Origin of the sequence: Psychrobacter celer, from assembly GCF_016107555.1 — a bacterium.
Classification (GTDB): Bacteria; Pseudomonadota; Gammaproteobacteria; order Pseudomonadales; family Moraxellaceae; genus Psychrobacter; species Psychrobacter celer.
Map to the genome: position 1 here is coordinate 179,813 of NZ_JABASU010000001.1, position 13,600 is coordinate 193,412.

11 protein-coding genes are annotated in these 13,600 nt (G+C 48.1%); all 11 read left to right on the forward strand.

The features are described 5' to 3' along the window. Nucleotides 1–3 precede the first annotated feature (3 nt). Nucleotides 4–840, forward strand: coding sequence for an SDR family oxidoreductase (locus tag JFC05_RS00755; protein WP_198335349.1), 837 nt, complete (start codon nt 4–6; stop codon nt 838–840). 105 nt (nt 841–945) lie between these two features. After that, on the forward strand, nt 946–1,950 hold the full coding sequence (locus tag JFC05_RS00760; protein ID WP_198335350.1) for a hypothetical protein: 1,005 nt from the start codon (nt 946–948) through the stop codon (nt 1,948–1,950). Nucleotides 1,951–2,008: 58 nt separating this feature from the next. Beyond that, nucleotides 2,009–2,716 (forward strand): orotate phosphoribosyltransferase, encoded by a 708-nt coding sequence (gene pyrE / locus JFC05_RS00765; RefSeq protein ID WP_075100446.1) that lies wholly within the window; start codon nt 2,009–2,011, stop codon nt 2,714–2,716. Nucleotides 2,717–2,817: 101 nt separating this feature from the next. Further along, nucleotides 2,818–3,789, forward strand: a complete 972-nt coding sequence (gshB, locus tag JFC05_RS00770; RefSeq protein ID WP_198335351.1) for a glutathione synthase — start codon at nt 2,818–2,820, stop codon at nt 3,787–3,789. A gap of 466 nt (nt 3,790–4,255) precedes the next feature. Then, the gene (gene murG, locus JFC05_RS00775; protein WP_198335352.1) at nt 4,256–5,341 is read left to right on the forward strand and encodes an undecaprenyldiphospho-muramoylpentapeptide beta-N-acetylglucosaminyltransferase; all 1,086 of its coding nucleotides are present in this window, start codon (nt 4,256–4,258) and stop codon (nt 5,339–5,341) included. A 97-nt stretch (nt 5,342–5,438) separates the two neighbouring features. Continuing rightward, complete coding sequence (gene murC, locus JFC05_RS00780; protein WP_198335353.1) at nt 5,439–6,878, forward strand: UDP-N-acetylmuramate--L-alanine ligase; 1,440 nt, start codon at nt 5,439–5,441, stop codon at nt 6,876–6,878. A gap of 168 nt (nt 6,879–7,046) precedes the next feature. Further along, on the forward strand, nt 7,047–8,015 hold the full coding sequence (locus tag JFC05_RS00785) for a D-alanine--D-alanine ligase (protein WP_227697353.1): 969 nt from the start codon (nt 7,047–7,049) through the stop codon (nt 8,013–8,015). A 405-nt stretch (nt 8,016–8,420) separates the two neighbouring features. Next, the gene (locus tag JFC05_RS00790; RefSeq protein ID WP_075100450.1) at nt 8,421–9,212 is read left to right on the forward strand and encodes a cell division protein FtsQ/DivIB; all 792 of its coding nucleotides are present in this window, start codon (nt 8,421–8,423) and stop codon (nt 9,210–9,212) included. 222 nt (nt 9,213–9,434) lie between these two features. Continuing rightward, complete coding sequence (ftsA, locus tag JFC05_RS00795; protein WP_198335354.1) at nt 9,435–10,727, forward strand: cell division protein FtsA; 1,293 nt, start codon at nt 9,435–9,437, stop codon at nt 10,725–10,727. Between the two features lie 275 nt (nt 10,728–11,002). Continuing rightward, nucleotides 11,003–12,202 (forward strand): cell division protein FtsZ, encoded by a 1,200-nt coding sequence (ftsZ, locus tag JFC05_RS00800; protein ID WP_198335355.1) that lies wholly within the window; start codon nt 11,003–11,005, stop codon nt 12,200–12,202. A 298-nt stretch (nt 12,203–12,500) separates the two neighbouring features. Continuing rightward, on the forward strand, nt 12,501–13,418 hold the full coding sequence (lpxC, locus tag JFC05_RS00805) for a UDP-3-O-acyl-N-acetylglucosamine deacetylase (protein WP_075100744.1): 918 nt from the start codon (nt 12,501–12,503) through the stop codon (nt 13,416–13,418). The last annotated feature ends 182 nt before the right edge of the window (nt 13,419–13,600 follow it).

A 13,600-nucleotide genomic window follows, 5' to 3' on the forward strand; every position in this document is an offset into this window, starting at 1 on the left:
AAAATGAGTATGCACCTACTGATTATCGGACAAGGCGACATCGGACTGCCCGTGGCCAATAAACTGGCGCAGGACGGTTTGTCAGTCACCGGTCTTGCTCGCCGCACCCGCGAGCACTATGATTTAAATGATCAAGCAAGCTTTATGCAAGCAGATGCCTTGCGCTTGCGCGCTGATGAGCTGCAGGACTTTACCCATTTGGCGATTATCGTCACGCCGGATGACTATTCAGCCAGCGGTTATCAAAACAGCTATTTGGCGATTGCTCAGCATGTAGCCGCGCTGGCCGAGCAACTACCACATCTGACGCGCGTTGTGTTTATTTCGTCAACGGGCGTTTATGGGCAGGATGGTGGCGAGTGGATAGACGAAGAGACGGTTCCGACCCTGCCTGAGCGCGAAGCCTCGCAAATTATCTTGCAAGCAGAAAAGGTACTGCAGCAAGGCTTTGGTGATCGCGCCATTGTCATTCGCCCGAGTGGTATCTATGGGCACGAGCGTCTGATGCGCCTGCGTCAAGCCCGCGATCCGCAAAAAAAGCCCGTCGCCGCTGCCCACTGGAGCAATCGTATTATGGATAGCGATCTGGTCAATATCATCGTCAATGTCTTGACCATTGCTGCGCCAAAGCCGCTTTATATTGCGACGGATTATGCGCCAGTCACCACCTTGGAGCTTGATGTTTGGCTCAGTGCGCAAGTGGGAGAAGCGCCGCCAGCGATAGCGGACGAAAAAACCGCCGTCACGGGCAAGCGTCTGCACAGCAATATACCATTAGCGTGGCTTGACTATCCTGACTGGCAAGTAGGTTACCGTGATATTTTGCGCCATCAAGCGTAAAATAGCCATCTATCGTCAACCCTATCGTTCAGTTATTCTAAAACCGATACAGCACAGCCGGTCCTTATTTCGCGCTTATCGTTTTTTATCATTGATGGAGATTTCATGACCCAGCCTTCTACTTCTGAGAGCCGCTTATCTACTGCAAAGCGCGCAGCAAGCGACATGCTGGCAGAAGGCAATGCTGAGCGCTCCTCTACGTTGCCTGATAGTCAGCAGCCTGCCATCGTGCACCCTAATTTTGATCCAAACCAAGCGCCGCTCGATCCTGCGCGGCCGCTGAGTGATATTCCAGAGCCAGCGCGGCGGCTAAACGGTCAGCTGCGCCGGCTTTACGGCAACTCTAAACGGTTCTATCAGCCTTGTACAAGCAGTTTATCGAAATGGGCGCTGATTGCCTCTGAGGCGTTGGCTGAGCATTTGGCGCTATTACAGGCAGCAAAGCTTGTCGAGTTGCCTGACAGCTTTTATCAAAACCACAGCGAACAGCCGCTACTATCGCCGCTCGGTGACATGATATTGTTGGATATGGCCGATATCCATCAGGCCATGCGCGCGTATCCAGCGCTTCATCGTTATGGTTTTGCGCCTACTGATCGCTCGGTAAAAACTCACCAAACAAGCGCAGGCTTGCCTGAGAAGACCAAAGCCTCTACCGCCTCCCTGTACGCCCTTATCAAACGCTATAATCCTGACGAGTTACTAAGCGATGCCTATGCTGATGACTGGCAGGTGATCTTGCAGCCGCAGCAGTTTGAAACGGGTGAAGGCAGCTTGGCCACTGACATCATGGCGTGCAGCGCGGCGGTTCATGCGCTAAAGCAGTGCCAGACGCGTAAAAGCATCAATCACCGCTATAGTGCGGCGCAAGTGTGCCAGTACGTACGCAGCTATTTGCTCAGTCAGGTGATCTGTGAGCCTGCGCAGCGCCATGTTTATCGGCAAATTCGAGTATTTGCAGGGCATGTCGTGGTCGCCGCCTACTATTTGGGCTGGGACATACAAGTCAGCCATGACGGTCACTGTTACTTTAACCTCTCATCGCGTAATGGCTTATTGATGCGTTATCCCAATATGCAGGATTATGCCATCAACGGTTGGTCAAGCTGATCAATAATGCGTACAATAACGCCACTTTTTTGCCTTTTTTTGCCAATAGGAATATTTCATGCTAAATGCCGCAACTGCTGACGCTCAAACCGCCTCTTTTTCTTCTCATCAATTTATTCAGCTGGCGCTTGATAACCAAGTGCTTAAGTTTGGCGAGTTTGTCCTAAAGTCTGGTCGTATCAGCCCCTATTTTTTTAATGCAGGCTTGCTGGCGACAGGTGAGATGTTGTCTCTGCTGGCACGCGGCTATGCAGATGCTTTGGCGGCACAAATGACCAAAAGTGACGAGGCGGACATGCAAGAGCTGGTCATCTTTGGTGCGGCTTATAAAGGCATTCCCTTTGTTGCTGCCACCGCGCAAGCGTTGTGGCAGCATCACGGTATCAACGCCAAATGGGGCTATAACCGCAAAGAAGCCAAAACACATGGCGAGGGCGGTAACTTGGTGGGTGCAGATGTCAGCGGTAAGGCGGTCTGGGTGCTCGATGATGTGATTACGGCTGGCACAGCGATGCGTGAAGTGGTCGAGATACTCGAGCAAGCGGGCGCCAGCGTGGCAGGTATTATCGTGGCGCTTGATCGAAAAGAAAAAGGCCAAGGTGAGCACTCTGCTATCCAAGAGCTGGCCGCGACGCTAAACGTACCAGTACGAGCATTGGTCGATATCGACGATCTGATCAGCTATTTGGCAGCGGCAAACGGCCAGTACAAAGACGCCACCCAACTTGCAAAAATGCAGCATTACCGCGCCCAGTACGGTGTATAGTTGGTCATTATCGTTATAGTGGCTGCTGCTCTGTGGTTGCTAGTGTACATATCGGCTATATATCAGCGCGCCTAAACCATCTAATATAAATGAGTATTATTATGAGCCAAGAAAATCAAAAAAAATCCTTACACATACTGGTCATCATGGACCCTATCGAGCAGGTCAATTATAAAAAGGACACCAGCTTGGCGATGATGTGGGCGGCTCAAGACCGTGGTCATACGCTTGGCTATTGTCAGATTCATGATCTGTGGCTGGATCGCGGTCAGTTGATGGCCGATACCCAGCCTGTGACCGTCAAACGTGATCCGGCAGATTTTTATAGCTTGGGCGACAAGGCCACAGGCGCGATCAGTGATTATGATGTGGTTTTGATGCGTAAAGATCCACCGTTTGACATGCGTTTCATTTATGCCACCTATATGCTAGATCATGCCAAAGCGGCAGGCGTGTTAGTGGTCAATGACCCACAAGCGATTCGCGACTGTAATGAAAAGCTGTTTGCCACTTGGTTTAGCGACTATATGAGTCCGACGATTGTGACCAGCAAACAGGCACACATTCGCCAGTTTATCGCCGAGCAACAAGACGTCATCGTCAAACCCTTAGACGGCATGGGCGGCACCGGTATTTTTCGACTGACCGCTGACAGCCCAAATATCGGGGTGACGTTAGAGGTTTTGACCGAGCTTGAGACCTTGCCGATCATGGCGCAGCGCTACTTACCTGAGATCGCCGAGGGCGATAAGCGTGTGCTTATCGTCGATGGAGTGGTGGTCGATTATAGCTTGGCACGTATTCCAGTCAAAGGCGAAACGCGTGGCAATCTTGCGGCCGGTGGTAGTGGGGTGGCGATGCCGCTCACCGATATAGAGCGTCAAGTGGCAGAGGTCGTCGCGCCCATCGTCAAAGAAAAAGGTCTTATGTTTGTCGGGCTTGATTTGATCGGCGGCCGTATCACAGAGATTAACGTTACCAGTCCGACTTGTGTACGCGAGATTGATGACCAGTGTGGCACCGATATTGCTACAGATTTGATTATCGCAATCGAGCACAAGCGCGCTCATTAGGGCGTATCCTCATTTTAAAAATGGTGATAAAAATGAGATAAATTGCCGCCAAACAAGGAAAATAGCGCAGATAATATCGAGGTATTAGCCAGCTATTTGACGATGGTTGGCAAAATTTGGCCATTTTTAGCCCATTTAGATGGCTATCGATTGAATTGAGGATACGCCCTAAACAAAGCAGTAACGATAGCGTAATTTATTACTAAAGTATGTGCACAATGAGAAAAAAAACCTTGTGCTAAGATGGGGCCGAAAAATGCGCCTCTAAGCACATGCTAATAACGCCCAAGCCGTGATTTTTCATGGCTTGGATTTTTGTTATGAACTGTGCATAAAGTACTATATATCAGCCCATAATTTACACTATACTATGCCAGCTTTCGGCGGCTCGTTTTGGACGGTGGGCCATGACCACGATAGGACAATAAGTGCTTCATATAAATACAAAAAAGATAGGCAGGGGTTCATGAAAACACCGCATATACTAATGATGGCTGCTGGGACGGGTGGTCACGTGTTTCCGGCACTGGCCGTTAGTGAAGAGCTGAGCAAACGCGGCGCGGTGATTCATTGGCTGGGCACGCCCGCTGGTATGGAAAACCGTTTGGTCGAGCCGACAGGCTACCGCTTTCATGCAATCGATATGCAGGGTCTGCGTGGCAAGGGCGTTGGCCGTCTCTTAAAGCTGCCGGTGACCCTGCTCTCGGCGACGATAGTGGCTATCAAAGTGATTCGTAGCAATCAGATCGATATGGTGGTGGGTTTTGGAGGCTATGTCACTGCGCCTGGCGGTATTGCAGCGCGTTTGACCAAAACCCCACTGATCATTCATGAGCAAAACGCCATCGCTGGTATGAGCAATCGCTATTTGTCTAAGATGGCGACCAAGGTGCTACAAGCGTTTGAAGATACGTTTGCCAATAGCCAGCAGGATGCTAAGCTTGAGACGGTGGGCAACCCTGTGCGCAACGCCATTACGGGCGTCGCAAAGCCTACTGAGCGCTATGATATCCACGACAGCACGCCCCTAAAGCTATTAGTAGTAGGCGGATCGCTGGGTGCACAGGCGCTCAACACCAATGTACCCAAGGCTTTGGCGCTATTAGATCAGCCGTTTGATGTGCGTCATCAATGCGGCCGTAATAATGAACAAACGACGCAAGCGGCCTACGATCATGAGGATTTGAGCCAGCACACGTTTGTGGTACAGCCTTTTATCGATGATATGGCTGCCGCCTATAATTGGGCAGATGTTATTGTATGCCGTGCCGGCGCTTTGACGGTCACTGAGATTCAAAACGTCGGTATTGCGGCGATTTTTGTGCCATTGCCACACGCGGTGGATGACCATCAAACCGCCAATGCCCGCACGTTAACTGACCACGGTGCTGCGATTTTATTGCCGCAGTCTGAGCTGACCGCGCAGCGCTTGAGCCAAGAGCTGGCGGCACTGGATCGCGCGACGTGTTTGGAGATGGCCAAAAAAGGCCACGCGCTTGCCAATCGCCATGCCAGCAAGCAGGTTGCTGATATCATTTGGCAAACGTTATAGTTTCTATCGTTGTCAGCGACAGGCGTTGAGGCTGATTGTCTTAATCAGTTATTTTGACTCACCCTATTTTATTTGCCTTTAACCAAGAGAATCTCTTATGTCTACCTCTGAAAAATCTCTACCCAAGCGTTTGATCGAAATACCAGAAATGCGCCGTATTCAACATCTGCATTTTGTCGGTATTGGCGGCTCGGGGATGTGCGGTATTGCAGAGGTGATGAACAATCAAGGCTATCAGGTCAGCGGCTCTGATATTGCTGACAGTGTGGTGACGCGCCGCTTACAGCAGATAGGTATCGATATATCGATTGGGCATGACTCTAAAAACATCGCCAACGCCGATGTCATCGTTGTGTCCTCCGCGATTGATCGGAGCAATCCTGAGGTCAAAGCAGCATTAAAAGCGCGCCTGCCTGTGGTTCGCCGTGCTGATATGTTGGGCGAGCTGATGCGTTATCGTCATGGTATCGCGGTTGCGGGTGCACATGGCAAGACCACCACCACCAGCTTATTGACCACCATGATGGCAGAGGCGCAGCTAGACCCAACCTACGTCATCGGCGGTAAACTCAATGCGTCTGGCAAAAACGCCGCGCTCGGTAGCAGTCGTTATTTGGTGGCCGAGGCCGATGAGTCAGATGCGTCGTTTTTGTCCTTGCATCCGATGGCAGCGATTGTGACCAATATCGATCAAGACCATATGGACACTTACGAAAACAGCTTTGATAAGCTCAAAGCAGCTTATATTCAGTTTTTACAAAACATGCCTTTTTATGGTTTGGCCGTGGTTTGCGGTGATGATCCTGAGCTGTATGCGATGATTGACGATATTGGCCGTCCAGTATTGACCTTTGGGTTTGAGCCTTTTAATGATGTGCAAGCGATCGATGTGGTGAGTGAAGGCACCAAGACGCATTTTACTGTATTGCGCCGCGACCGCGAGCCGCTGCGTCTTACCTTAAACATCCCTGGCATCCATAACGTCTACAATGCGCTGGCCGCTATCACCATGGCGACCGATGAAGGCGTCGATGACGAGGCGATTACTCGCGCTTTGCAAAAGTTTGAAGGCGTTGGTCGCCGCTTTGAGCAGCACGCCGCTGTGGCTGTCGATGAGGGTGATGTGTTACTCATTGATGACTATGGCCATCATCCAAAAGAAGTCGATGCGACGATTAAAGCGGCGCGCCAAAGCTTTCCGGATCGCCGCTTGGTGATGCTGTTTCAGCCGCACCGTTATACCCGCACGCGTGACTGCTATGATGAGTTTGTCGAAGTGCTCTCAAGCGTCGATGAGTTGTTGTTATTAGAGGTTTACTCTGCAGGCGAAAATCCGATTGCTGGTGCTGATACCAAATCCTTAGCACGCAGTATCCGTCTGCGCGGTGAGGTCGAGCCGACGATTATCGATAAGGACAATCTGGCCCCTGCTATGCAGCGTTTATTAAAGGCCAATGACATGCTAATCACCCAAGGCGCTGGTAATGTTGGGCAGATTGCTATCGACTTGGCCGCAAACAACCTTTATATCCAGTAAGCTAAAAGACTTTTAGGAATTATCCTCATGACGATACAAACTCAGCAAGACACTCTAGACAGACTGGCAGAGACGCTAAAACAAGATGAGCCTATCACTGAGGATAAAACCATTATCATCAACCCAGAGCCAGTCATCGCAGCAGCGGCACAAGCAGGGAAGAGCAGTATGGAAAACAAGCAATCAACCAAAGAGCAGTCATCAAAAGCGGTGACCTCTAAAGTTAAAAATGCCAGTGAATTTGGTAAAGTAGCCGTTGTTTATGGTGGCAGTAGCAATGAGCGCAGCGTGTCACTAGACAGCGGGGCTGCTGTATTACAGGCTTTGCAAAACCAAGGCGTTGATGCCACCCATTTTGATCCTAAGCACCAAGACATCACCGAGCTGCGTCAGTATGATCGCGTGTTTAATGTTTTGCATGGTCGCGGCGGCGAAGACGGCTTGCTACAAGGCGTGCTGCAATGGTTCGATATTCCGCAGACAGGCTCAGGTATTTTGGCCTCGGCACTGGGTATGGATAAAGTACGCACCAAGCAGTTATGGCAAGGGTGCGGCTTATCAACCGCGCCGTTCTCATTATTGACAGCCGACACCGATTGGCAGCAAGTGGTCAATATGCTGGGTTTGCCGCTCATTATCAAACCGGTGCATGAAGGTTCAAGCATTGGCATGACCAAAGTCAACAATCTCGATGAGCTACCGGCCGCCTATGCAACAGCCGTGCAGTGCGGTGACGCGGTCATGGCAGAGCGCTGGATTACTGGCCGTGAGTTTACCATCGTGATCATCGATGACGAGGCCTACCCTGTGATTCGCCTTGAGCCTGCCGATATCACCAATTTTTACGACTTTGAAGCCAAATATAATCGCAACGATACCAGCTACTATATCCCTTGCGGTTTAAGTGCCGCGGACGAAAAGCATTTACAAGAGCTGAGCCTTGCCGCGTTCCGTGCCGTCGATGCCAAAGGCTGGGGCCGCATCGATGCCATGCAGGATGAGGCGGGCAACTTTTGGCTGCTAGAAATCAACACAGTACCTGGGATGACCAGTCATAGCTTGGTGCCGATGGCCGCAAAAGCGCACGGTATGGATTTTGACGCGCTGTGCTGGCATATTTTATCTCAGACTGTGTAGTGAAGGTTAGCAAAAGCTGTTTTATCCGGAAACCAGCATGGTTTGAAAACGGATAATGTATCGCTAGCGCTGCTATATCATAGCTTCATGTAAACTTGTGTAAATTCATAGTCACTCTTTGGGGTTAGGCTATTGTTTGACCACAAAATACGTTAATATTGTAATTATTAGGTTGTTTTGGTGATATTTGTGTTTTTTATGAGCAGCTGTCATAAGTCGTTCATAAAGTAAGAAAAATGTTACATTTAACAGAGCATGACCGCACTATAAATGTCGTTTTCTCCCAAGTATTTGCTAACCTACTATTTACACGGTTTGCACTCAAACGGTTTGCAACATCGATGAGAAAATTAATATCAACAAACAGCATGAGCAATCTATGCAAATATAGGGAAAAAGGTCGTTATGGCTCAAACCGTCAACGAGGCAACTGACTTGATGAGTGATAAAACCCGTCGCCCGACCTCTAGTTTTCAAGTGCCGACTTCGGTTAGATACTTATTTATGGTCTTGGTACTAGGTTTGTTGGTACTGATACTACTGATGGGCGGCAAGGCGCTGCGAGATGCCCCGCCAGCTGCTATTCATGTGAGCAATCAGGGCTTGACCGTGACGCAGTATCGTTCGCTCAGTCAAGTGATGAATCAGCAAAAAGTCAGTAGTTTTTTTACCTCTGATTTGCAAGCGCTCAGAGACATCGCAACTGGGCTGGCGTGGGTCGATCAAGTGAGTGTCTCACGCGATTGGCAACGCGGTATCGTGGTGACGGCACTGCCCAAACAAGCGATTGCAAACTTTGGTACAGAGCGACTGGTCGATGCAAAAGGCGCGGTTTTTGTGCCTGCTGATAGCAAAGATCTGGCGCAAGAGGGGTTTGCAACGCTGCAAGGTGAGATATCACAAGCGCCAGTCATCATGCAGCAGATGCAGCAAGTCAACGACTGGTATGCGCCGCTAGGTATACAGGTCGAGGACATCATCTTATCACCCAGAATGACGTGGCTGATTCGTTTCGATAATGGATTGCGAGTGATTGTTGATAACGAAAATACGGCGCAAAAACTGCTTAATCTGAGTCAATTATTGGCCAATCAATTAAGCGATCGCCGCGATGAGATACAGTCAGTGGACTTGCGTTACAAAAACGGCTTTACCATCTCTTGGGATATCAGCGCGCCACCAGCACGCTCATCATAATCGGTGGTGATGCTGAGTAAAAAATGATAAAAGCCGGCTCAGAAAGATAAGCATGAGGGGTCATGCACAAACCTGATAAACAGCCAGTCATAGCGCACCGATAGATAGATGCTGTTTATTTAGTAAAAGTTGTTTATTTACTACAAAGAATATAGCGATGGTTTTAATGATTTAATGGAGACGTCATCTGCTCTCCTGTTTAGCGATAATTTGTCTGGTACCATGAAAAATACTGAAAATCTGGTTGTTGTCCATCTAAGCGCCACGGCAGTATATGTCGTGATAGGCAATGTCGTCTCTGCAACAGACATTCGCATACTGGGCGTGGGACAAGTTAAAAACAGCGATTTTTATCAAGGGCAAATCAAACACCGCGAACGTCTACAAGGCGCCATCAAACAAGCCATTCAAGAAGCCGAAGACACGGCCAATTGCCGCGTGCATAGTGTGTGGCTTACGCTTGCCACGCCAGAGCTCCTCAGTAGCAACAGTGCAGGTGAGGTGCGAGTTGAAGACGAAGTGGTCCGTGCCAAAGACATGGTGCAAGCCCTATCCAATGCCAAATCCCGCGATTTGTCGCCAGATTATTATCTGATGCATTGCTGCCAGCAGGGTATCTATGTCGATGAGCAAGACTTTATGGTCGATGATGCCATTGAGATGATGGCGCACAACATCACCGTGATGTATCACATGATGATGATGCCGGTTTCTAGTCGCCAAAATATCCAAAAACTTTTGCAAAGCTGTGATGTCGGCATCGATCATATTGTGTTTGATGCGGTGACTAGTGCTGAGTATAGCTTAATGAGCGATGAGCGCCAGCAAGGGGTTTGCTTGGTGGATATTGGCGCTAGTACGACCAGTATTTGTGTCTATAAAGAAAACAAGCTGATTTTTACCCACTGTATCGCCACGGGTAGCCATGAGGTAACGATGGACATTTCAGCAGATTTTGGCATCTCGATGATTGAGGCAGAAAAGCTCAAAAAAACGTATGGTACCGTCGATGTCAATAGCGTCGATCCCAGCTCGTTTTTTCTTTTTAAGCCACAAGGCTCGAATGACGAGATCAATATCGGTACCTATAATCTGGCACGTATTATTGAAGCGCGCTATATACAGATATTTACCGAAGTGGCGCGTCAATTGCATGAGGCTGATCTAATCGGCTATATTGATAAAGGCATCGTGCTCACAGGCGGCGGTACGGCCATCAAAGGCATGATACCCTTTACCAAAAAGCTGCTAAAAATGCCGGTGGTGCTGACCAATACTCATCCTGCAATCAGCGCACACAATCATTTTGATAATGACGAAGCGTTTAGACAGCTCAATATCCAAGTGAATGATCGCGCTTATCAGACGGCATTTGGTACACTACTATATAGTCAAAGTGAGCAGTTCCGCCGCAGTGAAAAAAGCGAGCCTGAAGCCATCAAAAAAAGCCGCGTCACGGGCGTTTTTCAGAGCGCAGGCCAGCGTTTTGCCAATGTCTTAAAAAAGATACTATGACGCTGCTAAGTGCCGCTGTTACTGTTGGGCCATGCTTTTAGTCGAGACACTCTGATATAGGCTTATAGAGGGGTGAGGCAAGAGCGAGACCGACAAACAATAGATTAAGCAGTAAATACCGTGCTAAGACGAAATATTTCGTCTTAGCCAAACTATTTGGGCCATTTACCCTATTTTATTTAAATACATTTATATATAGTATATCGATAGCGCGCCACATGAGTGCGTTACTACGTATCGACCACTACGCTATCTGCAACTGGAGAATCTTTCTTATGTTAAAATACACCATGCCAGATGATAACCAGCTTCAAAATAACGGCCAAGCAAGCTTCACAGTATTCGGTGTGGGTGGCGGCGGCGGTAATGCGGTTGAACATATGGTACAACAAGGGATTAGAGGTGTAACCTTCGTCTGTGCCAATACGGATAAACAAGCACTTGACCGTCTGACAGCGCCGCATAAACTGCAGCTGGGCGCAAAGACCAACCGCGGGCTAGGTGCTGGTGCCAACCCAGAAGTAGGCCGCGAGGCAGCAGAGAGCGAAGAAGAGGCTATCCGCGGCTTGCTTGAGCATTCAGATATGGTGTTTATTACCGCTGGAATGGGTGGTGGTACGGGTACGGGTGCCGCGCCAGTGGTGGCTCGTATCGCAAAAGAGATGGAAGTGCTGACAGTTGCTGTGGTGACCACGCCATTTAAATTTGAAGGTGGTAAACGCATCAAAGCGGCAAAGGCAGGTATCGAGCAGCTGACCAATTTTGTAGACTCTATTATTACCATTCCAAACGACAAGCTGATGAGTGTCTATGGCAACATCTCAATGCAGGATGCCTTTAAAAAAGCCGATGACGTATTATTGCATGCGGTTCAAGGTATCGCTGAGACCATCGCCAGCGAAGGTATGATTAATATTGACTTTAACGATATTCGCACCGCGATGACAGCCAAAGGTCACGCTATGATGGGAATTGGCCGCGCCAGCGGTGATGATCGTGCTCGTCAAGCCACAGAAAAAGCCATCAGATCGCCACTACTTGATGATTTACGCCTAGAAAACGCCAAAGGCCTGTTGGTCAACGTTATCTCCTCTGAGTCGTTATCACTCGATGAGATGAGCAAAATCAGTGAAATCGTCGAAGAAATCACAGACATCGATGACGCGCATATTTTCTACGGCTCTGTGATCGATGAAAAAATGGGCGATGATTTGCATGTTACTGTCATCGCAACCGGTCTTACTTTAGACGAAAACGCTGGCAAAGAGCCGGAAGTGAAAGAGCAGCCAGTACCGTCTGTAAACAGTACTCAGCCAGTTGATCCTAACGTACATACCAGTGCGTTAAACAGTCAAAAGCAGTCACAAGCGCAAATGTATCAAGACCATACTACTCGCACAAACACCATACAAGAGCAGCCTAAGACCAAAACCAACAGTATTCAAGACTATCTAAAGCGTCAGCAAAACAAGTAGTTTGTCATACAGATTTTGTCTGTCATATAAGATATAGAAAAAAAGGCCAGCATACATTGCTGGTTTTTTTGTGTCTGCTGTAGTTTACAAGCCTGCTTTAAGTGTTAAAAAGTATGACAGATTTTGAGATACAGGCACGGATATAAGAGAAAAAACAGACCATAGATAACGGCAAAAAATCAGTGATAAGTGTTATCAATCAAGGAGATAAGTAAATTAGCTACTTTTAACTATAGCGAAATAGGGGCGGGTAATGGTACACTATGGCAATTGTAACAAAATATGTGAGAAGACAGCCATGAACCAAAGAACCATAAAAACAGCGATAGCCGTTACAGGTACTGGTCTCCATAGTGGTCAGCCTGTTGACTTAGCGTTTCATCCGCAGCCAGTCGATACAGGTATTGTTTTCGAGCGCTCAGACATCGCCGGCAGCCAACCGATTCCAGCCAGTGCCTTTTTGGTACAAGATACCATGATGTCCTCCAATCTGGTCTTTGGAGGTACGCGCGTGGGTACGGTAGAGCATTTACTTAGTGCGATTGCTGGACTGGGTATTGATAATTTATTGATTCGCGTGTCGGCATCAGAGATACCGATTATGGATGGCAGTGCCGCGCCTTTTGTCGCCTTACTGCTGGAGGCGGGATTTTGTGAGCAAGAAGCACCCAAAAAATTCATTAAGATTGTGCGACCTGTACGAGTAAAAGTCGATGATAAATGGGCGGAGTTACGCCCTTATGAGGGGTTTGAATTAAACTTTGAGATTGACTTTGATCATCCTGCTATCGACAAAGACTTTCAGCACGCCCAATTGCAGTTCTCGACCCAAAACTTCATCGAGCAGCTCAGCTCGGCTCGTACATTTGGGTTTTTACGTGATATCGAAGCGTTGCGTCAAAACAACTTGGCGCTAGGCGGCAGTATGGACAATGCCATTGTCATCGATGATATGAGCGTACTTAACGAAGAAGGCCTGCGTTTCAATGATGAGTTTGTCCGTCATAAAATTTTAGACGCATTGGGCGATTTATATCTGATAGGTTATCCTATTTTAGGTCGTTTTAATGCATATAAGTCTGGTCATGCTCTAAATAATTTGCTGGTACGTGAGATACTATCTAATCATGATAACTTTGAAATTGTAACATTTGATGACAACGTAACTTGCCCGATCGAATATTTGCCACTCAATGGTTTGGCCGTTGAAGGATAAATACAGGAATATACACGAAGTATCGAAACATTTACGCAATATTACATAAGTCGACCATGCTTACAGTCATAAAATATTCGTATTTTTGAATATATTGTGTAGTTTACTTTAACAATTCTGCGCTAACCTAGACAATATAAAAGCTGTGGATAATTTTATAATCGTCTGTCGCTTTCATTCAA

Excerpts from the sequence above, each read along its gene's own strand:
- JFC05_RS00755 (WP_198335349.1), top strand. The coding sequence starts at position 4 with ATGAGTATGCACCTACTGATTATCGGACAAGGCGACATCGGACTGCCC.
- JFC05_RS00760 (WP_198335350.1), top strand. The coding sequence starts at position 946 with ATGACCCAGCCTTCTACTTCTGAGAGCCGCTTATCTACTGCAAAGCGC.
- pyrE (WP_075100446.1), top strand. The coding sequence starts at position 2,009 with ATGCTAAATGCCGCAACTGCTGACGCTCAAACCGCCTCTTTTTCTTCT.
- gshB (WP_198335351.1), top strand. The coding sequence starts at position 2,818 with ATGAGCCAAGAAAATCAAAAAAAATCCTTACACATACTGGTCATCATG.
- murG (WP_198335352.1), top strand. The coding sequence starts at position 4,256 with ATGAAAACACCGCATATACTAATGATGGCTGCTGGGACGGGTGGTCAC.
- murC (WP_198335353.1), top strand. The coding sequence starts at position 5,439 with ATGTCTACCTCTGAAAAATCTCTACCCAAGCGTTTGATCGAAATACCA.
- JFC05_RS00785 (WP_227697353.1), top strand. The coding sequence starts at position 7,047 with ATGGAAAACAAGCAATCAACCAAAGAGCAGTCATCAAAAGCGGTGACC.
- JFC05_RS00790 (WP_075100450.1), top strand. The coding sequence starts at position 8,421 with ATGGCTCAAACCGTCAACGAGGCAACTGACTTGATGAGTGATAAAACC.
- ftsA (WP_198335354.1), top strand. The coding sequence starts at position 9,435 with ATGAAAAATACTGAAAATCTGGTTGTTGTCCATCTAAGCGCCACGGCA.
- ftsZ (WP_198335355.1), top strand. The coding sequence starts at position 11,003 with ATGTTAAAATACACCATGCCAGATGATAACCAGCTTCAAAATAACGGC.
- lpxC (WP_075100744.1), top strand. The coding sequence starts at position 12,501 with ATGAACCAAAGAACCATAAAAACAGCGATAGCCGTTACAGGTACTGGT.